This window comes from Sorangium sp. So ce296, from assembly GCF_051529605.1.
GTDB lineage: Bacteria > Myxococcota_A > Polyangia > Polyangiales > Polyangiaceae > Sorangium > Sorangium cellulosum_D.
Genome location: NZ_CP150325.1, coordinates 3689122 through 3712854, shown reverse-complemented (window position 1 = coordinate 3712854; position 23733 = coordinate 3689122). Strand labels below are relative to the sequence as shown.

Sequence of the window (23733 nt, the reverse complement as noted above, 5' to 3'; positions counted from 1 at the left end):
AAGCCATGACGGAAACGAGAACGTACGCCACTGGGAAGCGTAAGACCGCGGTCGCGCGCGTCTTCCTCTCGCCGGGCACCGGCAACATCAAGGTGAACAAGAGGCCCGCCGACGAGTACTTCGTCCGCGAGACCTCGCGCATGGTGATGCGCCAGTCGCTGGAGCTGCTGGAGCTGCTCGAACAGTTCGACGTGAACGCGACCGTCGTCGGCGGTGGGCACAGCGCCCAGGCCGAGGCGATGCGGCACGGCATCGCGCGCGCCCTGTGCGAGCTCGATCCGGAGCGCAGGTCGTCGCTCAAGCGCGCGGGCTTCCTCACGCGCGACGCGCGCAAGAAGGAGCGCAAGAAGTACGGCCAGCCCGGCGCCCGCAAGCGCTTCCAGTACTCGAAGCGCTAGCAGGCCCGGCACGCTGCCCATCGGGGCGGATGCCATGGCAAAGACATCGAGGACGCGAGGGATCTTCCCTCTGCGTCCTCGATGCTTTTTGTCCTCGGCCACGCGAGGCGCTGCGCTCTTCGAGCGGACCATTCGGCCCGCTCGGCGTCACATCGTCTCCGGCGGACGCTCGCGATCGGGGCGTTCGATGAGCTCGTCGCGTTGGAGCGGACCACCCGGCCCGCCCGGCGTCACATCGTCTCCGGCGGACGCTCGCGATCGGGGCGTTCGATGAGCTCGCCGCGTTGGAGCGGACCACCCGGCCCGCCCGGCGTCACATCGTTTCCGGCGGACTCTTGAGATCGGGGCCCTCGATGAGCTCGCCCTCATCGTCCCCGGCGCCTTCGGGCGGCTTCGCCTCGACCTCGGTCGGCCCGCTCGGCCCGACCGCGGGCGCCGCGGAGACCGTGGCCTCGCTGCCGGCCGCTGCGGGGGGCGGCGGGGTCGGCTCCGCGACGTCCGGCTTCGCCGGCTCAGGCGGCGGCTCGGGCAGCGGGATGGCGTCGAGCCGATGATCGAGCGCCTCCTTCGCCGCGGCGAACGCCGCGCGATCGACGCCGGGCATCACGCGCTCGCCGTCGAGCTGGAGCGTCTCGGCGTCGAAGTACTTGCCGTCCTTCTTCGCGCTGAAGTGGAGGTGCGGGCCCGTCGAGCGGCCCGTCGACCCCACGTACCCGACGAGCTGGTGGGTGCCCACCTTCATGCCGACCTTGATGCCGGGGGCATACCTCGACAGGTGCGCGTAGCCGGTGCTGACGCCGTTCGGATGCAGGACGGTGACGAGGTTACCGCTCGGTCCCGCGGGGCCGACCCACTCGACGACGCCGCGATACGCCGAGTACACCGGCGTTCCCGTCGGCGCGCCGAAGTCCGTCCCGTTGTGGGGCATCCTCTTCTTCAGCACCGGGTGCATCCGCTGCGGGTTGAACTTCGACGTCACGGGCGCGCCCGGGACCGGCGCGCGCCAGCCGCCCGCGTACGGCTGCCGGCCGCGCTCGTCGAAGTAGCCGCGGGCCTCCTGCCCCTTGAAATCGTAGATGCGCAGCGGCTTCTCGGCGGGATCCGCGGGCCGGTACTCGAGCGCGATGATCTTCTTGTACCGGGAGAACATCCCGAGCGCCGTCTCCTCGACGGCGATCAGCCGGACGATGCTCCCTTCCTCGAAGCTCTCCGTCGACATGCGCCCGCTCAGCGCGTCGTCGATCACGTCGAGCACGCCCGGCTCCAGGCCGCCCGATCGGTACGCGCTCGTGAGATCCTTCCCCACGTAGAAGGCGGCGACGACCTCCTCCTCGGCGATCTTCATGTCGAGCGTGGTGCCCGCGAGCAGCCCGGCCGCGTCCTCCCGCGCCTGGTAGATCTCGCTCGCCGAGACCTCGTACTCGAAGGCGCGGACGCGGCGCGTGGAGCGGTCCATCGCGACCGTGAACCGATCCTTGCGGCCGCACTTGTCGAACTTCCGCAGCCCGTCGAAGGCCTTCATGATCCGGTAGATCTGCGCCTTCGGCACGCCCTTCTCGTCGAGGGCCGTGATGAACGACCGGCGGTCCATCACGTCGCTCGCCACGATCACGGACGAGTCCTTCGCGAGCTCGGAGATCCGCCACGGGCCCGGCAGCGGCGTGCGCGTCTTGGCCTTCACCTCGGGCGCGGCGGGCCGTCCGGCCTCTTCCGCGCCTGTGGCCGAGCCCGCCGGGCTCGCCGCGACGAGCGCGCGCTCGTCGCGCACCGGGACGCCCTGGATCAGGAGCGCGATCAGCGAGGTGAGCGTCGCGAGGCCGAAGATGCCGCCGAAGACCGCGGTCATGCGCGGCGAGAGGTGCGGCCCCGGAGGCGGCCGGCTGAGGCCGGCGGGCAGGCGCGGGCCGTCGGCCGCGCCGGATCCCGCGTAGGGGCCGCCGTCCGCGAGCGACGGGCGAGAGGAGCGCGGATCGCTGCCGCGCGACCACGGCGCGGCGCCGCGCCCGCGAGAAGAAGGAGGAGGGAGCTGCGTCCACGACGGCGACGAGCGCGCGCGCAGATCGCCGCCGCGCGACCAGGGCGCGGCCGGAGCGCTCTCGGCCCGGCGGTGGCCCACGAGCGGCGCGGCCAGCGGCGGCGTGGCAGGCCTGCTGGAGGTGTCGAGCGCGTCGTCCGTCACGTCGGCGGCGCTGCTGCGCTCGATGTCCGCGCGCGGCGCGTGGTGCGGGACGATGCCGGGCTCGGCGCGCGGCGCGTCCCGCGGGGTGGCGTCGGCCTCCGCGCGCGGCGCACCCTGCAGGGCGGCGGCGCCGGGCTGTTCGCGCGGCGCTCCCAGCAGGGCGGCGGCGCCGGGCTGTTCGCGCGGCGCTCCCAGCAGGGCGGCGGCGCCGGGCCCCGACGCCCTGCCGGCGTCTTCGTTCCGCTCCTCGGAGCGGTCCGCGGCGTCCGGCCCTCCGGAAGCCTCGAGCGGGTTCTGGGGTACTGCACTCGGCACGCCGACGTGCGTACCAAGGCATCGCCGGGGTTGCAACCGCGCGGCCACCCGATCCGCGCAAGGGTTGCGCGGAAGACCGACCGCATCGTACGCCGCTCGCGTAAGCTGGCGGGCCTCATGGACGACAGGCTGAAGCAGCTTCTGGTTCTCGGCAGGGAGCACTACGAGCGGCGCGAGTACGATCTGGCCGAGCACGCCCTGCGGCAGATCCTCGAGAAGACCGATCGGTTCGCGGACGTCTTCAACATGCTCGGCGTCATCCTCCACGAGCGCGGCGATTTCCTCGCGGCCGAGGCCCACTTCGAGCGCGCGGTGCAGCTGAACGAGCACTACACGGAAGCGCTGCTGAACCTCGCCGTCACGTACAACGACCTCGGCAAATACGAGGCGGCGCGACAGGTCTACTCCCGCATCCGTCGCGGCGAGGGGGACGGCGGCGTCCTCGATCCGTTCGCGCGCGGCAAGATCGCCAACATGCATGCCGATCTCGCGCAGGCCTACGCCGACGCGGGCTGCGCGCAGGAAGCGATCGCCGAGCTGAAGCGCGCCGTGGCGCTGTGCCCGACGTTCGTCGATCTCCAGCTGCGCCTCGGCACGATGTACCGCGACGCCGGCAATCTGGCGCTCGCCCGGGAGCACTACGCCGCCGCGCGCGACGCCAACCCGAAGTACGCGCCTGCGCGCGTGTTGCTCGGGGTCGCGCTGCACTCCCTCGGCGCGCTCGATCTCGCGATCGCCGAGTGGCGCGAGGCGCTCGCGATCGAGCCCGACAACAAGACGGCGAAGATGTACCTTCGCATGGTGGAGGCGCAGCGGAGCGGGAACACCGCGGGCGCGGCGCCGCGCGACGCGCCGTCGACCACCGCGAGGGACGCCTCCTGGGAGGCGCTCGACGAGCCGACCCCCACGGAGGTGAGCGACCTCCTGTCCTCGCTGTCGGCGGACGCGGCCGATGACGCGGATCGCCCCACACCGGAAGGCAACCCCTGACCGTTGGCGAAATACTCTCTGCTCCGCGAGGAGGCGCGCCGCGCATGGCGCGAGCTCCGTGGCAGCGAGCTGTCGGCCGGCCGGACGGCCGTGGCGGTGGCGATCGGCCTGTTCATCGGGTCGCAGCCGATCTTCGGGTGCCACACGCCGCTCGTCCTCCTGCTCTGCCTGTGGTTCCGCCTGGACGCGGCGATTGCCTGGGTCGCCGCGAACATTTCCAACCCCTTGTTCGCACCAGCGCTGCTCACGGCCGAGTTCCAGGTCGGGGCGTACCTCCGCACCGGGCGCTGGCTGCGCCTTCATGAGAAGATGAGCTGGGCGCAAGCACTGTCCGACTTCCCCGAGTACATGCTCCTCGGCGCGCCCGTGGTCGGGCTCGCGCTCGCCGCGCTCGGCGGCGGCCTGGTCTTCGCGCTCGTCGCGCTGAAGCGGCGCCGCGCGCCCTCGCTGCAGCGCGGCGGGATGGAGCCGTATCGGCTCCCCGAGGACGCGCCGCCGTGGGCTCACGCGATCGAGCGCGTCGCCGCGAGGTACAGCCCGCAAGAAGGCGCAACGGCGGCGCAGCGCACCCGGTTTCACTACGTCCGCTTCAAGCTGCTCGGCGATCCGGTCGCGCGGCTGATTGCCGACATCGCCGGCGACCGCCCCGGCGCGCTGGGGGAGGTGCTCGATATCGGGACCGGGGCTGGCCAGCTGCCGATTCTCCTGCTCGAGCTGGGCCGGGCCGCGCGCGCGCGCGGGTTCGACTGGGACCGCGCCAAGATCGAGGACGCGCGCCGCGCGAGCGGCGGCGATCCGGGCGCGCGTCTGCCGCCCTCGTCGGCGCCGCCCGGTCCGTCCGGCGAGCAGCCCGCGCTCCCCGCGGCCCCTCCGCTGGCCGCCGAGTTCTGGTGCGCAGACGCGCGCGAGGCCGAGCTGGGAGACGCGGACACCGTGCTGCTCATCGACCTGCTCCACTACTTCCGCGTCGAGGAGCAGGACGCGATCCTGCGGCGCGCGGCGGCCGCGGTCCGACCGGGAGGGCGCCTGCTCGTCCGCGAGGCGGACACCGAGCGCGGCCTGAGGAGCTCGATCACGCTCCTCGAGGAGCGCATCTTCACCGCGCTTCGATTCAACCGGGGCGAGCGGGTGCGTTTCCGCCCTGCCCGGGAGATCGTCGCGCTCCTCGAGCAGCTCGGCTTCTCGTGCGAGACGAGGCCCGCCTGGGGGAAAACGCCGTTCTCGAATGTCCTCATCGTCGGGACCCGGGCCGATCGCTGAGCCCGAGTCGCGCTTCCCGCAGAGATCCCTTCACGCACCGCCGTCGCGACGCCCCTCGGTGGTGTCACCGGGGCGCCCGGTTCAGCGTGCGAGCTCGGCCCGGTGGCTCGACTGTCGATCGAGCGCCGCGGGGCTTCGATGAGCATCGCAGATGGTCAGAACCTGTCCAGCGCGGTTGCAGTTGGGTCTCGCCGCTTCACGCCGCGCATGAGGCGCGGTATCCGCTGAGCAACTCCAATGTGGCACAGACCATGCTTAAACGCTGACCAAGACCAAGACCAAGACCGAGGGCCTGCGGCGGTCCTTGCTGTCCGGGTCCCTGCCTGATCCACAGAGGCCGAGAGCGCCCGAGGGCCATCTTCGCTGGAGGCCGGGCTCGCCCACGTTGCAAATTCGCACTATCCGCCTGGGGCGTCCTGCCCAGATGTCTGTGAAGGTGCGTTGGCCTCCATCCCGCTTCGGGGTGAGGCGATGCCTCGCAGGAGCAACCATCGGTACCCGACGGGACACCGGGGGGAGGCGGCGCGGGCCAGGCGCTCACAGCCGAGACGCTCGCGCCGCGCCGATCGTGCTCTGCCAGCTTGGCAATCCCGACCACTTGCGGCCCACACACCTAGATGTGGTGGTCCTTCGATGTTGCCCCACGACCTGTTGGGGTCCTCGGGTGAGGTGACGCTGTCCGTCTGCCGCGCGGACGACAGGAGCGCGCGCAGGGCGGCACGGAAATCCAGCGTCCTGGGCGCCGGAGCGCGCCTGGGCGCACAGCGGCTTTCGGGCGCAGCTCCCGCGTCGCGTCGCTGGGCGGATCCGCTCAGCAGCGGTCGGACGGGAGCTTTCGGGCCACGTACGCGGATTTCTCCACCGCGCGTGCGGGGGTCTCCACGGTGCTACGCGGAGAGGGCATTGCTGGGGGAGTTTTCCTGAGAGGGGTCCGGAAGCGTGTACGGCTGCGGAGCTTGCTCCGCCCCGATGTGCGAGGTCTCCGCGCCTGCCTGGGGAGCTCCTGGCTCGCCACGATTTCCCCTGCTGCGCTTGGAGGAAGGCTGGACGTCGACCTCGGTTGGCTCGGCCGGACCCGCCCGGCGGGCGTCGAGGCCGGCTTCAGCGGGAAAAGTACTTGGTAGCCCGCTTCTCTCCTTTCGACGTGATCTTCTTCTCGACGAGCAGCTTCCGAATCGGGAGGGTGAGCTCCTTCGTGGTGGTGCCCAGATCCTTGGCGATCTGCTCCACGCCCTGGCCGCTGTTGGCCCGGATGTGCTCCAGGACCTTCTGCGTCATGGCGGCGAGCTCTTCCTTCGAGCGCTTCTCGCCCTTCTTGCGGGTGGGCTTCGCGGCGCGCGCGGGGCGCCCCGCCGCCTTCTTGACCTCCGCAACCGGCGCGGGAGCGGCCTTGGCCCGACCCGCCTTGCGCGGCGCGGCGGCGGCAGCGGCCGGCTGGCCCTCCCCCCGCAAGGCGTCGGCGACGGCCTCGAGAGCCGCTTTGCGGACAAGTCCGCTCAGCTGAGAGACGAATGCATCAACGTGGCTTTTGATCTCGGTTTCGACGTTGCTCATTGGATCTCGCGTCCCATGAATAGCTAGAGTTGTCAACTGCTGAACAGCACCTTGGTTGAAAATAATTCGAGAGGTGTCCCCCTCATCCCCTTCATCCCCTCAGCTTGCGTCAGGAACCCGCGCTCGCGAGCTCCCCGCCCCGCCGTCCCCTCATGGCGTGCTGGGGCGACCGGTCGAGCCGGACTCCAGCCAGCGCGTCTCCCCAGTGGCGTCGCTCCGCGAAGCCAAGCCTGGTGGCTTCGCGGAGCGGGGCGAAGCCCGGTGGCACCGCGCCGCGAAGCCAGGCTCTGCCCAAACCCAGGAGGGGTGCGATGGACAGCGCCGCGCTCCTCTCTGCGCCGCGCCGCGGCTTCTCCTGCTGCCGCGCGGCGCGCGCCGCGGGCAGACCCGTAACCGCGGGGAGCCAGCGACATTCCCACGAAGGTTGGCTTTCCTGTGCTCCGGACACAAGCGACCCACCTCGCAGCAGCCGAAGCGGGCGCCTGACCGAGGGAGCGCGGAGGAGCATGACCCCCCCGGGTGAGCCGCCCTCGTCGACGAAAGGTGTCATGGACGAGGCCGCCGTTCCAGCCCACCCCGGTGCGCTGGACCGGAGGTCTTTCAGTTCTGCATTCCGCTCTGCGCCGCCGGCGTGTCTGTATGCCCGAGCTTTCGTCTCCGGACCGAGCCGCTCTCCGGGATCGACCGCAACGTGTCCGCCGCCGATCCGCCCTCCGGCGCTGTCGACGTCATGAGGGCTACCCCACCCACCTGCCAGGGCGCCCCCCCGGCGGAGCGGCGCGAAGGCCCGAGGCGGTTGCGCCCACCCATGTTGCAGCACCGAGGCCACCTCGCCTCGGGCGTGGCTGCGTCTTTTTGCGGCTGTGCTGGAGCTGCCCAGCCTGCGGCCGTGTCCCCCAAACCGCTCGCCGCGCCCCCGACCCGGCCGCCGCCCCGGCAAGCCGGAAGTCTGCCCGCGGGAGGTCTCGAGGCCGCCGCTCCTGCTCAGCTGCTCATCCTGACTCAGGCGGTGACACTCGCGCTGGGCACCAGGGTGACGCTCGTCCGCGGCTCGTCCCAGCTCGCGGGCGCAGAGCGCGCCGCCGCCGAGGGCGACGTCGGTCCCCTGAGCGGGGCGGCGGTGATGGACGCTGGTGGACAGTTCGTCACTCCTCGGCTGTTCGACGCGCACTCCCACCTCGGGGTCCACCCGACACCAGGTGCAGCGGCGCACCTGGACGGCAGCGAACGGGGACCAGATTCGGGACCGGTGGCGCCGCAGGCTCAGTCCGCCGATGCCTTCTGGCCACAGGACCCGGGTATCGAACGGGCAGTCGCTGGTGGTGTTACGACCATACAAGTCCTTTCGGGTTCAGGCAACCTGATTAGAGGGTGCGCGGTAAAGATGGAGCGCCGGCCGGGCATCGGGGCCTCCCAGATGGTTCCCAGATGCTTCCCAGATGGTCCCCAGACGCGCGTCACCGTGGCGCCCGGCGGGCCGAAAGTGGCTTGCGGGGAGAACCCGAAGCGCAGCTACGGCGAGGACAAGCGGGCACCGATGGCCGGCCCGGGCAACCTCGCTCTCCAGCGGGCGGCCTCTCTCAAGGCCAAGAAGCTCCAGACGGACTGGGCGCGATGAGGCGACGAGGAGTCGCGCAAGATTGCGACCGAGGCGAAGACGCCGCCGCCCGCGAGGCCACGAAGGAGGAACGCGCGACACCCGAGACCTGCTCCCGGGAGGTCTTGCGAAGATCTTGCCGCTCGGCCGCCTCTCGGATCGAGGGCGCGTCTCGAGGCGAGCCGCGCGCGATGAGCCACCACCGCTGTCGTCTCCGCCGCCGGCCACACGAGCGATGGCGACACAGGCGAGGGCTCGGGCGCCGTGATCATGAGGACGCCGACGCCGGGGCGCGCGAGCGCGCCGCGCCGCCGGGCGTGCCCCAGACGAAGCCGCGCAGTCGCGGCGCCGCGCCGCTCGTCGCGCTCACGCGAGTCGCGCGCGACGAGCGGGGCGGCGCGACTGTCGCGCAGGTCACCGCGCCTCCGCGGTCCGCGCCGTTCGGGCGGCCGGCGTGAGATCTCGACCTGGGCGTTCTGCCTCGCCCGCGCCGCGAGCTGCGCCGCGCCGCGTGACGGCGTTTCCGAGGTGTCGCGGAGGACCGCGCGGGCAGCGTCGCCCCTGTGCGCCCGAGGGGCCGTGATCGGGGCGCTTGCTGCCGGCGCGCGCGACTTCTAGATCGTTCCGGCCGTGGTCAACCCGAGCGCCAAGCAGGATCCCGAAGCCCTCCTCGCAGCCAAGCTCGCCTCGCTCCCGACGAAGCCTGGCTGCTATCTGTTCATCGACAAGACGGGCGCCGTCGTCTACGTCGGCAAGGCGAAGAGCCTGCGCTCGCGCGTCCGCAGCTACTTTCAGGAGAGCGGGAGCGACGCCCGGTACTTCATCCCGATACTCCGGAAGATCGTGGCCGATCTGGAGACGGTGGTGACCGCCACCGAGAAGGAGGCGGCCGTACTCGAGAACGAGCTCGTCAAGCAGCACAAGCCGCGGTTCAACGTCAAGCTGCGTGACGACAAGGACTTCCTCTGCCTCAAGCTCGACACGCAGAAGGAGTGGCCGATGCTCGAGACGGTCCGCCGCCCCGCGCCGGACAAGGCCCGCTATTTCGGCCCGTACCACTCGGCGACGAGCGCGCGGCGGACGCTCCACCTGGTCAACAAACACTTCCAGCTCCGCACCTGCTCCGATGCCGAGATGGCGTCGCGGCGGCGCCCGTGCCTCCAGTACCAGATCAAGCGTTGCCTCGCGCCGTGCGTGATGGATGTGGATCGCGAGCTCTATACGGAGATGGTCCGCTCGGTCGCGCTCTTCCTCGAGGGGCGCCACGACGAGCTCACGGGCGAGCTCACCGCGCGTATGCGGGACGCGTCGCGGGAGCTCGAGTTCGAGCGCGCGGCCATCTACCGCGATCAGCTCCGGGCGGTCGAGGCGGTGCGGGAAGCGCAGCGCGTCGTCTACGTGAAGGACGTCGATCAAGACGTGGTGGGCCTCTACCGCGAGGGGACGCTCGTGGAGGTCGAAGTGATCATGGTGCGCCAGGGGCGCGTGACAGACACGCTGTCCTTCTCGCTCCGCAACATGGAGCTGCCCGACGACGAGGTGCTCGGCGGCTTCCTCAACGAGTACTATGGCGTCGCGTCCACCACGATCCCCGATGAGGTCCTCGTGCCGGTGTTGCCCGACGGCGCCGAGGGCGTCGCGGAGTGGCTCAGCGATCGGCGCGGCCGCAAGGTGACGCTCTTCGTGCCGCAGCGCGGGCCCCGCGTCGACCTGCTCAAGATGGCGAACGAGAACGCGGCTCACGCGTTCCGGGAGAAGCAGCGGAGCTCGGACGATCTCGAGGCCCGCCTCGAGGAGCTCAGGGAGCGCCTCCGGCTCCCGACGCTCCCGCGTCGCATCGAGTGCTGCGACATCTCGCATCTCGGCGGCGGCGACACGGTGGGATCGATCGTGGCGCTCCTCGACGGCCAGCCCGACAAGAAGCGCTACCGCAGCTTCAACGTGAAGAGCGTGGCCGACGGCGACGACTACGCCGCGATGTACGAGGTGCTCGCGCGGCGCTTCCGCCGCGGCAAGGCAGCTCGTCCGGCGAGCCCGCCGGCCGTCGCGGACGACGCGGAGAGCGGCGCCGCGCCCGGCGCCCCCGAGGCGGCCGTGAGCGACCTGCCCGAGGGCGACGCGGCCGAGGGCGCGGCTGACGACGCGATCGAGAATGAGGCGCCGGAGGGCGAAGCGATCGAGGCGGACGCGGCCGAAGCGACATTCGACCCGGCGAGCGCGGGCGACGCTCCGCCGGAGACAGAAGCGGCGCTGGCGCCCGCGACCGCGGAGCGGCAGGCCGCCGGCTCGGCCAGCGAGGCGCCGAAGAGCGCGCAGTCCGGCGGAGCCGAGTGGGATCTGCCCGACCTGCTCGTGGTCGACGGCGGGCGCGGCCAGCTCCAAGTCGCGCTGTCGGCGGCGCGCGATCTCGGCCTGCACGGCCTTCCGATCGTCGGTCTCGCGAAGGAGCGCGAGACGCAGTCCGGCGAGAAGCTCGTCGACCGCGTCTACCTGCCTGGCCAGAAGAACGGTATCCCGCTCCGCTCCACGAGCTCGGCCCTCTTTTTCCTGGCGCGGGCGCGCGACGAGGCGCACCGATTCGCCAATCACGCGCGCAAGCGGCTGGGCAAGGCGCGGCGCCTCCGCTCCGAGATCGAGGACATCCCGGGGCTCGGCAGCGCGGTGAGGACGGCGCTCCTCCGGGAGCTCGGCTCGCTGGAGGGCGTGCGCCGCGCGACCGACGCGCAGATCCTGGCGGTCACCGGTGTGACCAAGCGCCACCTGTCCGCGCTGCGCAAGGTCATCCCGTCTCCCGAGGCCTCGCCGTCCGCCGCGCCGGCCGAGGGCGGCGGCGATCCCGACAAGGCTCCGGGGCTCACCCGGTGAGCGCGCGCCGGCCCGCGGCGCGATGGACCGGTGTAAAGATCACGCGGCGACCGAATAGCGTTCCGGGTTGAGCGCCAACGCGTTCTCTGCGACGATCCGTACATCAGGCGCCCGGCATCGCTCCGGGCGCCCGCTGTCACCCTCGATCAAGATCACCACCTGGCACACCGAGCGCTTCTCGCGGACCCGACCTCACGGAGCCCGCGCTCGGCGGGCTCCATTCCCGGCGGGGACAGCCTCGCTCCGGGGTTACGCGGCACGTGAGCACCATGGGAGAAGTACGCGCTGGCCACACGCTCGGTCGCTATGAGCTCCTCGTCCCCATCGCGCTCGGGGGCATGGCCTCGGTGTGGGCCGCTCGAACGAGCGGTCAGCTCCCGAAGATCGTCGCCGTCAAGCTGCTGCGCGCCGAGCTGAGCGACGACCCCGACTTCGAGGCGATGTTCCTGGACGAGGCCACGCTGGTCTCGCAGATCCACCACCCGAACGTCGCGGAGACCATCGATGCGGGCGAGGAGGACGGCGTCCTTTATCAGGTGATGGAGCTCATCGACGGCGAGCCGCTCAACCTGGTTCTCCGCGAGAGCAAGGCGCGCGGCGGCGTCCCGCTCCCGGTCGCGCTCCGCATCGTCGGCGAGGCGGCCCTCGGCCTGCACGCGGCGCACGAGCTGCGCGGCCGCGACGGCAAGCTCGTCGGCCTCGTCCACCGCGACGTCTCGCCGCAAAACATCCTGGTCGGCTACGACGGATCGGTGAAGATCCTCGACTTCGGCGTCGCCAAGGCCGCCTCGAACCTGCAGCGCACCAAGGTCGGCCAGGTGAAGGGCAAGTACGCGTACATGTCGCCGGAGCAGGCGGGCAGCGAGCCCATCGATCGGCGCACCGACGTGTTCACGCTCGGGATCGTCTTCTATCAGCTGGTGACGGGCAAGCACCCCTTCCTCGCCGAGAACGAGCCTGCGACGGTGCGCCGCATCTGCGACAAGACCGCGGCCGAGCCGCCGCGCACCCTCATCCCTTCGCTCCCGGAGGACGTCGGGCGCATCATCATGAAGGCGCTCGCGAAGCCGAGGGACGAGCGCTTCGCGTCGATGGCCGAGCTGCGGCGCGCCATCGAGCAGGCGTCGCTGACGACGCCGCTCGCCACCGCCGATGAGCTCGCCGCACTGATGCAGCGGCTGCTCGGCCCGCGCGGCGAGCGCCGGCGCGCCGCGATCCAGGAGGCGATGCAGATCGCGCGCGAGCGCTCGAACGACCCGGACTTTCCGCCTCCGCAGCCGAGCTCGCCAGAAACCGCCGAGCCCGCCGGGCGCGCGGTCGTGGAGCGCGGCGCGAGCGCGCCGCCGCCCGACCGACGCGCGCGGCGCTGGCTCGTCCCCGTGGCGTCCGTCGTCCTCGCGGTCCTCGTGGCGCTCGCGGGCGCGTACTTCCTGCGGTCCGCGCCCGAGAACCGCGCGCCGCACGGGCGGGGCGGCTTCATCGTGCCCAGGGCGGGCTCCATCAAGGCGCCGCTCCTCCGGGCCGCGCACGCCGCGTCGGGGGCGCCGCGCGGCCGCGCCGTCCCCGGGACGGGCGCCGCCCCGTGATTCGGTAGGCCGGGTAGGCCGAGCAGGCCGCGCCGGCGGCGTTTCCTTGACGGTTCGGGGAAGGCTTTTCAAGATGGCCGCCCTCGCATGGATCTTCGCCGCTCGCCGGAGCTCTGGCGGTTCGCCGCGCTGGTGGCGATCTTCGTCACGAGCGGCCTGGTCATCACCTACCTCGTGCTTCCTCCGCCGCCGGACGACGGCCGGAAGCCTCCGCCGGTCCTCCGCGTCGCGCAGGTGCCGGTGCCGACGGGCGGCGACGTCGTGGCCAACGCGCTCGATCTCGTGCGCCGCTACGCGACCGGCGAGATCCGGATCGTGCTCCCCGACGGCTCCGCGCGCGCGCTGCGCCGCAACGACCTCGGCGTCGAGATCAACCGCGTCCGCCTCGCCGAGTTCGTCCGCGAGGCGCTCCGCCCGGAGAGCGCGCTCCGCCGCGCGCACGAGCGCCACGACGAGGACGCCCCGCTCGACATCCCGATCCCGCTCCTCCTCGACTCCGAGCGGGCGATCAGCAAGCTGCTCGATCTCAAGGTCGAGCTCGACGCGCCCGCGGTCGACGCCTATGTCGATCTGGAGGCGAAGCAGCTCAGGCCCGAGAAGATCGGGTATCGGCTGGACGTCTACGGCACCCTCGCGCGGATCGACGCTGCCCTCCGGGCGGGCGAGGACACGGCGCAGGCCAGCGTCGAGACGATCGCGCCGAAGCTCGTCGCGGAGCAGCTCGGCAACGTCAAGTTCGACCAGGTGCTCGGCTACTTCGAGACGCGCTACGCGACCGGGGGGAAGTCCAAGGAGAGGACGTATAACCTCAGGCTCGCCGCCTCGAAGCTCGACGGTGTGGTCGTCATGCCGGGGGAGATCTTCGACTTCAACGAGACGGTCGGCCCGCGCGACGAGGCGCACGGCTACCGGGTCGCTCCGGTCATCGCCCAGGGGGAGCTCGTCGACGGGCTCGGCGGCGGGACTTGCCAGATCTCGGGCACGCTCCACGGAGCCGCGTTCTTCGCGGGGCTCGAGATCGTCGAGCGCTACCCGCACTCCCGCCCGAGCTACTACATCAAGCTCGGCCTCGACGCGACCGTCGTCTATCCCACGATCAACTACCGCTTCAGGAACCCGTTCGACTTCCCGATCGTGCTCCACGAGACGGTGGCCGGCGGCGTCGTGCGCGCCGAGATCCTCGGCCCCTCGCGCAAGCTCACGGTCACGTACTTTCGCCGCATCGACGAGGTCATCCCGTTCGAGGAGCTGGAGCGCCCGACGCCGAAGCTGCCTGAGGGGACACGGACGCTCGCCCAGCGCGGCATCCCCGGCTTCCGGACGACGAGCTCGCGGGTCGTCCGCGACGGCGCCTATGGGGTGCGGGAGAAGTGGAGCGACAGCTACCCGCCGACCACGCAGATCATCCATGTCGGGAGCGGCCCGCGCGATCCGGAGGTCAAGGTGGCCGACGACAATCACCCCGAGTACGTGGCCGACGAGTACCTCGTCGTCACGCAGGGCCCGGACGTCCGCACGCCCGGCGCGACCGGCCCCGAGCCGGGCGGCGGCACCGTCGAGAGCCGCGAGCCGGGGCTCACGGGCGAGCGCGGCTGGACCGAGCGCGCGGGGATCGGCACCTTCCGAGCGAAGAAGGGGGATGCGCGCGAGGGCGCGCGCGGCGAGGACGCCCCGCCCGCGGAGGGCGCGGCCACCGTGCAAGCCTCGAGCGAGCAGCCCGAGGGCAAGGGCGCGAGAGAGGCCCGCGGCCAGAAGGACGCCGCGGGCGACGAGGCGAAGGACGGCAAGAGCAAGAAGCGGCGCCAGAAGAAGGGCGACGGCGGCTGATCGGCCGCCGCCTGCCGGCCCGGGCGCGGCGGCCGGCGTCACGTCCGCCCGCGCCGGCGGCGGCCTTCAGCGGACGCCGATCGCCTTGCGCGTCTCCTGGATCGTCACGCTCGCGATCTGCCGCGCGCGCGCCGCGCCCTCCGTGAGCAGCGCGTCGACGCGCGCCGGGTCGGCCATGAGCTCCGCGTAGCGCCGGCGCGGCTCCTCCAGCGCGCGGTTCAGCACCTCGAACACGGCCTCTTTCGCCTCGCCCCAGCCGATGCCGCTCCGGTAGCGGCCGCGGAGCGCCTCCGTCTCCTCGGGCGTCGCGAACTCCCGGTAGAGGTGGAACAGCGGCGAGGTGTCCGGATCCTTCGGCTCGCTCGGGGGCGTCGAGTCCGTCTTGTACTTGAAGATCGTCTTGCGCAGCTTCTCCGGCGGCAAGAAGAGCGGGATGGTGTTGTCGTAGCTCTTGCTCATCTTGCGGCCGTCGAGGCCCGGGATCACGGCGGTGTGGGCGTCGATGCGCGCCTCGGGCAGGACCAGGACCGGGCCGTAGATCGCGTTGAACCGCTGCGCGATGTCGCGGGCGATCTCGATGTGCTGGACCTGGTCCTTGCCCACGGGAACGACATTCGTCTTGAACAGGAGGATGTCGGCCGCCATCAGCACCGGATAGCAGTAGAGGCCCATGTTGATCCCGGCGTCGAGGTCGTCCATGTCCTCCACGGTCGCGGCGCTCGACGCTCGGGACTCCATGTTCTTGGCGACAGCGGCCTTGTAGGCGTGCGCGCGGTTCATGAGCCCCTTCGCCGTGAAGCACGAGAGGATCCAGCTGAGCTCGAGGATCTCCGGGACCTCGGATTGCCGGTAAAAGATGACCTTCTCGGGGTCGAGGCCGAGCGCGAGCCAGGTCGCGGCGACCTCGTGGACCAGGCCGCGGAGCTTCTGCGCGTCGTGGATGGTGTTGAGCGCGTGGTAGTCCGCGACGAAGTAGAGCGCGTTCGACGCGGTCCCTGCGAGCGCGAGCGCCGGCTTGATCGCCCCTACGAAGTTGCCGAGGTGCGGCGTTCCGGTCGGCTTGATGCCGGTGAGGACGGTGCTTGCCATCGTTTCGTGTTCCTGTGAGGGAGCCCCGTGACGAGCTCTCGGTGGGGGATGCTACTGCCGCGCGCCAGGAATCCCGCCAGGGATTTCTCGTCGCCATGTGACGGCGGCTCCCGCGCGACACCGGGCGCGCCGCGCCGCGGCCGCCGGTTGGTTCACTGGCCCTTCGGACGCAGCGCCGCCCCGCGCGGCGCCCGGTAGGGATTTCCATGCCTCGGCGCGTTCGCCTCCGGAGGCCAATACGCATCGCACTTGCGGCAGTGCCACCGCTTCTTCAGGACGAGGAGCGGCAACCCGAGCAGCAAGAGGATGGCGAGGATCTGACCCGGAGCCCACTCGCGGTAAGCGTAGCGCGCCCCGCACCCAGGGCACTTCGGCCCATCGAGCTCGGCCGCCTCATCGTCGTCCTCGTCGAGCTCGCGATCGTCATCGACGGGCGGCGGTCTCAGGATCTCGGCCGCCCGCTCCAGATCCGCGCTCGGCACCTGGAGCCGGATCCCGAGAGACCTGCCGATATAATGAGGGGTCAGCGTCGCCACGTGCTCATCGGCGAGGAAGGCGCGGATGCCGTGAGCGGACAGGGCCGAGCGCCCCATCTGCGCCTCGACGGACTCGCTGTACGTCGCCACCGTGACGAGCTGCTCGGAGCCCGCCCGGGCGCGGCCCCGCGGCCGATCGAAGGAGCGCACCCGGTGAGGGTAGCATCCGCCCGCGGCGCAGCGTGTACGGCCGCCGGTTTTCGTGCCACGGTGGGCGGAGGCGGACCGCGAGGCGGTCCCCGATCGATGTTCACAGGGGACCGCGGAGCGGCTCCCGACCGATGTTGGCCAAGGGACCGCGGAGCGGCTCCCGACCGATGTTGACCGGCGACCGCGAAGCGGCGCCCCCACGCTGGCACCTGCATCATGTCCGGCCGAACGCCGTCCTCTCCTGCGCCTCACCCCGACGCCCCCGCTCCGCCGGCCGACGGCCACGCCGCCGCCGGCGGGCGACCGACCGTCGCGCTCGCTGTCTCCGGCAGCATCGCCGCGTACAAGGCCGCCGAGGTCGCGCGGCTCCTGATCCAGGGCGGCGCGCGCGTGCTCCCGGTCATGACCCGCGCGGCGCAGCAGTTCCTCGGCCCGATGACGCTGAGCGGGCTCTGCGGCGAGCCGGTGCGCGACACGATGTGGGATCCGGGGTTCGCGGGCGAGCTGCACGTCGCGCTCGCCGCCGAGGCGGACCTCGTGCTCCTCGTGCCCGCGACCGCTGACGTGCTCGCCCGCCTCGCCGCCGGCCGCGCCGACGACCTCGTGACGGCGCTCGCCCTGTGCGCGAAGGGCCCGGTGCTCGCCGCGCCGGCGATGCACCCCCGCATGTGGGCGCACCCCGCGACCGCGCGGAACGTCGCCACGCTCGAGGCCGACGGGCGCGTGGAGCTCGTCGGTCCGGTCTTCGGCGAGGTCGCCTCGGGCGAGCGCGGCCTCGGCCGCATGGCCGAGCCCGCGGCGATCGCGGCCGCGGCGCTCTCGCGGCTCGGCCCGCGGGATCTCGCGGGGCTCCGCCTCGTCGTCACCGCGGGGCCCACGCTCGAGGACCTCGATCCCGTGCGCTTCCTCGGCAACCGGTCGACCGGCAAGATGGGCTTCGCCGTGGCCGATCGGGCGGCGCTCCGCGGCGCGCAGGTCACGCTCATCGCCGGTCCCGTGTCGCTCGCCGCGCCGCCCGGCGCGCGGCGCGTCGACGTGCGCGGCGCGCTCGAGATGCGCGCCGCGCTCTGGCAGGCGCTCGGCGAGGACCTCCGGGGCGCCGACGCGCTGATCATGACGGCCGCGGTGTCCGACTACCGCCCGGCCGAGCAGCACGCGACCAAGCTGAAGCGCACGCCGGATCTCGCCTCGCTCCCGCTCGTCCCGAACCCCGACCTGCTCGCCGAGGTCGGCCTCGCGCGCGCCGGCTTCGACGCCGCCGCGCGCGAGGGCGGCGCGCGGCCCCCGGTGCTCGTCGGGTTCGCCGTCGAGACCGACTCGGACGACGGCGTGATCGCCTATGCGCGGCGCAAGCTCGCGAGCAAGCGCGTCGACATGATCGTCGCCAACCACGCCGCGGACTCGTTCGGCCGGGACGACAACCGCGCCACGATCGTGACCCGCGACGCCGCCGACGCGCTCGGCGTGTTGCCCAAGCCCGTGCTCGCCGACCGCATCCTCGATCGGGTCGTGCAGCTGTGCGCGCGATGATCCCGGTCGACCCGCCGGCCACCGACCCGCGCGAGCCGCCGCGGGCCTCGCGCCGCGAGGCCGCGCTCATCGCCGCGTCCGTCACCGCCGGTGTCGCGCTCGCGGTCGCGTACGCGTTCCACCCCGATCGCGCGGGCGCGCCGGGTATGCTCGCGCCGCTCGGCGCGCTCTACGCCGTCCTCGCGGCGGTCACCGTGCTGTGGCTCCGCCGGCGCGGCGAGCTCCGCGCCGCGCTCCGCCCGCTGTCGGGCGATCTCGCGCGCGGCGCGTTCGTCGCGGCCGTGCTCTACGGCATGGCCATGGCGGTGCAGCTGGCGCTCGCCCCGCGGGGCTCGCCGCGCGAGGCGTGGCTCCTCCGCATGTACCTCCACCTCGGCGACCCCCTGGCCGACACGCGCGTGTTCACCGGCGCGATCGTCTTCGTCGTGGCCGCGCTCGAGGAGCTCGTCTGGCGCGGGCTCGTCATGCGCGCGCTCGAGGGGCCGTTCGGCCAGGTGACCGCCTGGCTGCTGTCGAGCGCGCTCTTCGCCGCCGCGCACCTCCCCACGCTCTTCTTGCTCGGCGATCCGGTCGCCGGGCCGAACCCGCTGCTCGTCGCGGCGGGCTTCGGCTGCTCGATCGTGTGGGGCCGCGTGGTGCACCGCACCGGCCGCCTGCCGCCGGCGCTCTTCGCCCACGCGTTCTTCTCGTGGGCGATCGTGAGCTTCCCGATCTGGCGCCCGTGACGTGCGGGCGCCCTCGTCGGGCCGGGCGTCACCCCTCGAGCTTCGCGAGCTCCTCTTCGGGGACGTCGAAGTCGGCGTAGACGTTCTGCACGTCGTCGTGGTCGTCGAGCGAGTCGACGAGGTTGAGACAGACCTCGGCGTCGCGGCCGGCGACCTCCTTCTTGTTCTTGGGGACGTAGCCCGCGGCGCTCGACTTCACCGGGATCTTCGCGTCCTCGAGGGCCTTCACGACGGTGTCCATCACGTCGACGCTGGAGAGCACCTGCCACTCCTCGCCCTGGTCGCTGTAGTCGTCGGCGCCCGCGCCCACGGCGGTATCCATGAGCTGGTCTTCGGTCGCCGCCTCCTTCGCGATGAGGATGATCCCCTTGCGATCGAAGGCCCACTGCGCGGAGCCGCCGGCGCCGAGCTGCCCGTTGTTCTTCTCGAAGATCTTCCGGATCTCGGCGACGGTGCGGTTCCGGTTGTCGGTCATCGCCTCGCAGAGGAACAGGGTCCCGCCGGGGCCGGTGCCTTCGTAGAGGATCTCCTCGTAGTTCGCGCCCTCGATCTCGCCGGTGCCGCGCTGGATGGCGCGCTTGATCGTGTCGGCGGGCATCGCCTGGCCCTTGGCGTCGTTGATCGCCTTCCGGAGGCGCGGGTTGCCGTTCGGGTCTCCGCCGCCCATGCGCGAGGCGACGGTGATCTCCTTGATGAGCTTGGTGAAGAGCTTGCCGCGCTTCGCGTCGAGGGCGCCCTTCTTCCGCTTGATGGTGGCCCACTTGGAATGGCCGCTCATGCCTGTCTGCTCCGTGATGACGGGGCGCTCGCTCGGCGCGCGCCCAGGGGAAAGGTTCGGCGCAAGCTGGAGCACCGATCGGTCCGGGGGGATACGCCGTCGGGGCGCCGGGGGCGCCGAGAGAGCGTCGACCTCTCACGGCATCCCCGGCGCCCCGGCGGTTCGAACCGTCTGTCGCTCTAGCGGTGCGCCCGGGTGGAGGCAACTACGACGGCGCCTCACCCCCTCGTTACCAGGAGAGCGAGCCCGGCCGAGGCCCGAGACGACGCTGGGGGCCGGGGCTGCCCCCCATGCCGTTACAGCGCGTAACCGGTCTCGCCGTGCTCGGTGGCGTCGAGGCCCTCGCGCTCGTCGCTCTCGGCCACGCGCAGGCCGATCAGCTTGTCGACGAGCTTGAGGAGCAGGAAGGTCACGATCGCCGCGTACAGCCCGACGGCCACGATGCCGGCGAGCTGCGGGACCATCTGACCGGGGTTGCCGGCGATCACGCCGTCGCGGCCGCCCTCGTTCAGGGCCTTCTCCGCGAAGACGCCGGTCAGGACGGCGCCGAGGAGGCCGCCCACGCCGTGGACGCCGAACGCGTCGAGCGAGTCGTCGTAGCGGAGGCGCTCCTTCGAGACGACCGCCGCGTAGCAGACCGCGCCCGCGAGCAGGCCGATCACGGCCGCGGCCCAGGGCGCGACGAACCCGGCCGCCGGCGTGATGCCGACGAGCCCGGCCACGATGCCGGACGCGACGCCGAGCGCGGTCGGCTTGCCCCGCTGCGCCCACTCGACGAAGAGCCACGCCGCGCCGCCCGCCGCCGCCGCGACGTGCGTGTCGAGCAGCGCCAGCGCCGCGAGCCCGCCCGAGGTGAGCGCGCTGCCGGCGTTGAAGCCGAACCAGCCGAACCAGAGGATGCCCGTGCCCGTCAGGGTCATCGTCAGGTTGTGCGGCACGTGCCGCTCGTGCGGGTACCCCGAGCGCCTGCCCAGCACGATCGCGCAGACCAGCGCCGAGATGCCCGCGGCGAGGTGGACGACGGTGCCGCCCGCGAAGTCGAGCGCCCCCATCTCGAAGAGCCACCCCTTCTCCGCCCACACCCAGTGGGCGACGGGATCATAGACGAGCGTGGACCAGAGCAGGATGAAGACCAGATACGCCGGGAACCGCATGCGCTCGGCGAACGCCCCCGCGATGAGCGCGGGCGTGATCACCGCGAACATCATCTGGAACGCCGCGAAGGCGAGGTGCGGCACGGTGCCGCGCTCCACGCCCGCGAGCCCCCGCATGCCGACATAATCGAGCCCGCCGATGAGCCCGCCCTGCGACGTGCCGAACGCGAGCGAGTACCCGATCGCCACCCATTGCACGGAGATCACCGCGAGCGCCGCGAACGAGTGCATGAGCGTCGCGAGCACGTTCTTGCGGCGCACCATGCCGCCGTAGAACAGGGCGAGGCCCGGCGTCATGAAAAGGACGAGGGCTGTCGATGCGAGGAGCCAGGCCGTATCCCCAGTGTCGATCTTCATGGCTCGGGCGTAACGTGCCCGATGTTTCAACGAGGTTTCGGGGCCGCGGCCGGATGCATTTGGCAGGGCGTCGGGAAATTTCTAATGCCCGATCCGGTGGTGCCGGATACGGATGCGATGGTCCCCGATGCCACGAACCTCGGGCCCGAGGCGGCAGGACGTGTCGATCAACCGCTCTGCGGGCCGCGGATCGTCAGCACCGGGACCTTCGCCGAGCGCACCACCCGCTGGGCCACGCTGCCGAGCAGCGCCCGCGCGACCGCTCCGCGCGTGTGCGTCCCGATCACGATCATGTCGGCGCCGATCTCGTCGGCGAGCCGGCAGATCTCCTCGTCGGGGGCGCCGGCGCGCAGCGTGCCCGAGATCTCGACGTCGGTCACGGCGCGCCGGCGCGCGAGCACCTGATCGAGGCTCCGCTGGGCCGCCTCGGCGAGGCGCGCCGCGTCCTCGGCCGAGGGGATCAGCGACGAGCCCTCCGGGAAGGTGTAGACGGGCACGCTGTACACGTGTGCGACGACGACCTTCGCGGAGAGCTTGCGGGCGAGCTCGATCGCAGTGTCGAGGGCGCGCTCCGAGGTCTCGTCGAAGTCATGGGCCAGGAGGAGGGTCTTCATCTTGCTCCGCGGTGCTGGTTGGCTCGGGCGGCGCGCCGCCGTCTTTTCTGTCCTGCTTTCGTAGCTCCGGAGCCGGGTCTTCGGTAGGGGGCTCGTCGCGCTCGGCCGGGGCCGGCGGCGGCTGCTTCGCCGCCGGCTTCACCCGCTTGAAGAGCGCCATCTTCTTCAGCCGGCCGAGCTCCGTGAGCTCGCCGCGCTTCACGGCCGCGTTGTGGCGCTCCAGGTCCTTGCCCTTGAGCTCCCCCTCGTCGAGGAACACGTACTGGACGATGGCGGCGCGGTCGCCCGGGTAGAAATAGGCTTCCTTCCGGTTGGATACGTGCGGCCCCATCTTGCTCGTCGCGCCGACGATCGCGCCGGGCGGGATCGACGCGACCTGCTGCCTGACCCACGCGTAGGTGGCCTCCTGCTCGGGCGTGAGCGCGCGCGCCACGCGGTGAAAGCCTCCCCTGAACGAGGCGTTCTCGACGAGGCCGCCGAACTTCCACGACACGAGCGCGCTCGCCACGAGGGTCGCCGCGAGCAGCGCGCGCGAGAGCCGCCGCCCGTCGAACCCGAGGTACGCGGCCGGCGCCGAGTCCTCGACCCGCTTGAGCGCGATCGGCGTCAGCACGAAGGCGATGGGGAAGAGGATCGACGAGTACTGGAAGTGAATCGAGAAGACCGCGTCGCGCGAGGCGAGCAGGCAGAACAGGAGCCCGTAGGCGAGCATCCATCGCCCGGGCTTGGCGAGGAAGGGCAGGAAGCAGAGGGGGACGAAGAGCTGGAGCAGGAAGAGGATCTTCGGCTCCTCGAGCATGACCTTGAGGACGAAGACGGGGTTCGTGAGGATGGAGACGACGAGGCCGCCGAGCCCGCTCCGGTTCGGCATGAGCTCTTCGTAGTAGTAGGCGAACGAGTACGCGTCCTTGCCCGACATGATGATGCCGGCCGACGTCATGAAGAACAGCTTCACGATGACGAAGTAGACGAGGCTCGTCGCGATGGTGATCCAGCCGAGGCGCGTCCGGCCCGCGCGCCGGTCGAAGATGGCGTAGAGCCCGATGAAGCACATCAGTAGCGAGACGTCCTCGCGGCAGAGCAGCAGCGCGGCGAGGGTGACCCAGTACCACCGGTCCTTGCCGGTCTCGTAGAAGTAGAGGAGCCAGACGACGAGCGGCGAGATCAGCGCGAGCGAGTGGAACTCGTACATGTTCGCGCCGTGCAGGGCCGGGTAGAGGGCCCACACGGCGGCGAGCAGGAGCGCCTTGCCGCGGTGCTCGAGCTTGTCGAGCGCGAGCAGGTACACCGGGATCACGCCGGCGCCGAGCCACACGGACTGGAGCACGAGGAGGAGCTCCGCCCGCGGGTAGATGAGGTAGAGCGGCGAGAGCAGGACGAGGATGGGATCGAAGTGCGCGGAGCCGTGGTAGCCGGCGCGGAGCCAGGAGCAGCCGAGCGGCCGCCCGTGGATCGACTGGTAGAAGATGTTGTCGTAGTACCCGAGGTCGGGCGTCCGCGTGTGCAGCGCGTGGTGGTTGGTGATCGCGAGCCGGGAGAAGAAGAGGGCGTAGCCTGCCCACAGGGCGAGGACGGCGAGCGGCGCGAGCCACCGGCCGGCTTTGGCGAGCGGGCCGCCGCTCGCGGGCGCGTCGTCGAGCGCGGGCGCGTCGTCGAGCGCGGGCGCGTCGTCGATGGCGAGCGCGGGCGAGAGCCGGGCGCCGCGGCCCCAGGCGTAGACGCCGGCGCCCACCGTCGCGGCGGCGAGGGCGGCGTAGAAGATCGCGGTCCTCGGGCTGTCCTTCTCGATGTTCGGCAGCTTGAGCGCGGCGACGAAGGGGAGCGCGAGCAGGGGGGCGAGGGCGCGGTTGAGGCGGCCCACCGTGCCCACGACGTCCCACGAGCGGGTCAAGACGCGCCCCGCCAGCATCACGGAGAAGTAGGCGAGGCCGACCCCCACGATGGCGGCGACGGCGCCGCCGGCCATCCAGCGGCGTTCCAGCTCGGTCAGCTTGTTCGTCGAGAGCAGGGCGACGCGGCCCGGGTGGGTGAAGACCCACGCCGACGCGGCGATGCAGATGCCGAAGAGGATCGGCCACGGCGCCAGGGTCACGGCGGCGCGCGCGAGCCGCTCGAGGGTGCCGTCGAGCTTCGCGAGCGCGCTGCTCAGCCTGGTGCGGTGGGGCTCTAGCATGGAGGAGGCGGGTCCTCGGCTACTTGACCCTACCCCCCGCTGTCAAGGAACGGCAG

At 71.9% G+C, this 23733-nt stretch carries 16 protein-coding genes; 8 read left to right on the top strand and 8 right to left on the bottom strand.

The features are described 5' to 3' along the window. Positions 1–5: 5 nt before the first annotated feature. Positions 6–398, top strand: a complete 393-nt coding sequence (gene rpsI / locus WME98_RS13980; RefSeq protein ID WP_020740460.1) for a 30S ribosomal protein S9 — start codon at positions 6–8, stop codon at positions 396–398. A 313-nt stretch (positions 399–711) separates the two neighbouring features. Here rpsI and WME98_RS13975 read toward each other — a convergent pair whose 3' ends face one another. Continuing rightward, entirely contained in the window at positions 712–2892 is a 2181-nt protein-coding gene (locus WME98_RS13975; protein WP_437951757.1) for a peptidoglycan DD-metalloendopeptidase family protein, read from the bottom strand. Between the two features lie 117 nt (positions 2893–3009). Here WME98_RS13975 and WME98_RS13970 point away from each other — a divergent pair, with 117 nt between their 5' ends. Both WME98_RS13970 and WME98_RS13965 read left to right on the top strand, forming a co-directional pair. After that, a complete protein-coding gene (locus tag WME98_RS13970; RefSeq protein ID WP_437951756.1) occupies positions 3010–3882 on the top strand; it encodes a tetratricopeptide repeat protein in 873 nt (290 codons plus the stop codon). Between the two features lie 3 nt (positions 3883–3885). After that, the gene (locus WME98_RS13965; RefSeq protein ID WP_437333770.1) at positions 3886–5142 is read left to right on the top strand and encodes a DUF2062 domain-containing protein; all 1257 of its coding nucleotides are present in this window, start codon (positions 3886–3888) and stop codon (positions 5140–5142) included. 1101 nt (positions 5143–6243) lie between these two features. Here WME98_RS13965 and WME98_RS13960 read toward each other — a convergent pair. Further along, on the bottom strand, positions 6244–6696 hold the full coding sequence (locus WME98_RS13960) for a hypothetical protein (RefSeq protein ID WP_020740455.1): 453 nt from the start codon (positions 6694–6696) through the stop codon (positions 6244–6246). A gap of 2227 nt (positions 6697–8923) precedes the next feature. Between WME98_RS13960 and uvrC the strand changes: the two genes are divergently transcribed. From uvrC to WME98_RS13945, 3 genes are all read left to right on the top strand, one after another. Continuing rightward, the gene (gene uvrC / locus WME98_RS13955) at positions 8924–11158 is read left to right on the top strand and encodes an excinuclease ABC subunit UvrC (protein WP_437951755.1); all 2235 of its coding nucleotides are present in this window, start codon (positions 8924–8926) and stop codon (positions 11156–11158) included. Positions 11159–11427: 269 nt separating this feature from the next. Next, entirely contained in the window at positions 11428–12744 is a 1317-nt protein-coding gene (locus tag WME98_RS13950; protein WP_437951754.1) for a serine/threonine-protein kinase, read from the top strand. Positions 12745–12831: 87 nt separating this feature from the next. After that, complete coding sequence (locus tag WME98_RS13945) at positions 12832–14571, top strand: VanW family protein (RefSeq protein WP_437951753.1); 1740 nt, start codon at positions 12832–12834, stop codon at positions 14569–14571. A gap of 66 nt (positions 14572–14637) precedes the next feature. On the opposite strand, the gene WME98_RS13940 is transcribed toward WME98_RS13945, so the two are convergent. Then, positions 14638–15660, bottom strand: coding sequence for a tryptophan--tRNA ligase (locus WME98_RS13940; RefSeq protein ID WP_437951752.1), 1023 nt, complete (start codon positions 15658–15660; stop codon positions 14638–14640). A gap of 152 nt (positions 15661–15812) precedes the next feature. Beyond that, positions 15813–16346 carry a putative signal transducing protein gene (locus WME98_RS13935; RefSeq protein ID WP_061625337.1) on the bottom strand — a complete coding sequence of 178 codons (534 nt, stop codon included), beginning with the start codon at positions 16344–16346 and terminating at the stop codon, positions 15813–15815. Positions 16347–16562: 216 nt separating this feature from the next. Here WME98_RS13935 and coaBC point away from each other — a divergent pair, with 216 nt between their 5' ends. Both coaBC and WME98_RS13925 read left to right on the top strand, forming a co-directional pair. Next, a complete protein-coding gene (gene coaBC, locus WME98_RS13930; protein WP_437951751.1) occupies positions 16563–17876 on the top strand; it encodes a bifunctional phosphopantothenoylcysteine decarboxylase/phosphopantothenate--cysteine ligase CoaBC in 1314 nt (437 codons plus the stop codon). Next, positions 17873–18601 carry a CPBP family intramembrane glutamic endopeptidase gene (locus WME98_RS13925; protein ID WP_437951750.1) on the top strand — a complete coding sequence of 243 codons (729 nt, stop codon included), beginning with the start codon at positions 17873–17875 and terminating at the stop codon, positions 18599–18601. The genes coaBC and WME98_RS13925 overlap by 4 nt, the downstream gene beginning before the upstream one ends. A 28-nt stretch (positions 18602–18629) precedes the next feature. On the opposite strand, the gene WME98_RS13920 is transcribed toward WME98_RS13925, so the two are convergent. The 4 genes from WME98_RS13920 to WME98_RS13905 all read right to left on the bottom strand — a co-directional run bounded on the left by WME98_RS13920 (position 18630) and on the right by WME98_RS13905 (position 23677). Further along, positions 18630–19379 (bottom strand): YebC/PmpR family DNA-binding transcriptional regulator, encoded by a 750-nt coding sequence (locus tag WME98_RS13920; RefSeq protein ID WP_437951749.1) that lies wholly within the window; start codon positions 19377–19379, stop codon positions 18630–18632. Positions 19380–19675: 296 nt separating this feature from the next. Next, the gene (locus tag WME98_RS13915; protein ID WP_061625333.1) at positions 19676–20890 is read right to left on the bottom strand and encodes an ammonium transporter; all 1215 of its coding nucleotides are present in this window, start codon (positions 20888–20890) and stop codon (positions 19676–19678) included. A 167-nt stretch (positions 20891–21057) separates the two neighbouring features. Next, complete coding sequence (locus tag WME98_RS13910) at positions 21058–21504, bottom strand: universal stress protein (RefSeq protein ID WP_437951748.1); 447 nt, start codon at positions 21502–21504, stop codon at positions 21058–21060. After that, complete coding sequence (locus WME98_RS13905; RefSeq protein WP_437951747.1) at positions 21479–23677, bottom strand: DUF2079 domain-containing protein; 2199 nt, start codon at positions 23675–23677, stop codon at positions 21479–21481. Before WME98_RS13905 ends, WME98_RS13910 begins: the two co-directional genes overlap by 26 nt. Positions 23678–23733: the final 56 nt, after the last annotated feature.

Excerpts from the sequence above, each read along its gene's own strand:
- rpsI (WP_020740460.1), top strand. The coding sequence starts at position 6 with ATGACGGAAACGAGAACGTACGCCACTGGGAAGCGTAAGACCGCGGTC.
- WME98_RS13970 (WP_437951756.1), top strand. The coding sequence starts at position 3,010 with ATGGACGACAGGCTGAAGCAGCTTCTGGTTCTCGGCAGGGAGCACTAC.
- WME98_RS13960 (WP_020740455.1), bottom strand. The coding sequence starts at position 6,696 with ATGAGCAACGTCGAAACCGAGATCAAAAGCCACGTTGATGCATTCGTC.
- WME98_RS13950 (WP_437951754.1), top strand. The coding sequence starts at position 11,428 with ATGGGAGAAGTACGCGCTGGCCACACGCTCGGTCGCTATGAGCTCCTC.
- WME98_RS13945 (WP_437951753.1), top strand. The coding sequence starts at position 12,832 with ATGGATCTTCGCCGCTCGCCGGAGCTCTGGCGGTTCGCCGCGCTGGTG.
- WME98_RS13940 (WP_437951752.1), bottom strand. The coding sequence starts at position 15,660 with ATGGCAAGCACCGTCCTCACCGGCATCAAGCCGACCGGAACGCCGCAC.
- coaBC (WP_437951751.1), top strand. The coding sequence starts at position 16,563 with ATGTCCGGCCGAACGCCGTCCTCTCCTGCGCCTCACCCCGACGCCCCC.
- WME98_RS13925 (WP_437951750.1), top strand. The coding sequence starts at position 17,873 with ATGATCCCGGTCGACCCGCCGGCCACCGACCCGCGCGAGCCGCCGCGG.
- WME98_RS13920 (WP_437951749.1), bottom strand. The coding sequence starts at position 19,379 with ATGAGCGGCCATTCCAAGTGGGCCACCATCAAGCGGAAGAAGGGCGCC.
- WME98_RS13915 (WP_061625333.1), bottom strand. The coding sequence starts at position 20,890 with ATGAAGATCGACACTGGGGATACGGCCTGGCTCCTCGCATCGACAGCC.
- WME98_RS13910 (WP_437951748.1), bottom strand. The coding sequence starts at position 21,504 with ATGAAGACCCTCCTCCTGGCCCATGACTTCGACGAGACCTCGGAGCGC.
- WME98_RS13905 (WP_437951747.1), bottom strand. The coding sequence starts at position 23,677 with ATGCTAGAGCCCCACCGCACCAGGCTGAGCAGCGCGCTCGCGAAGCTC.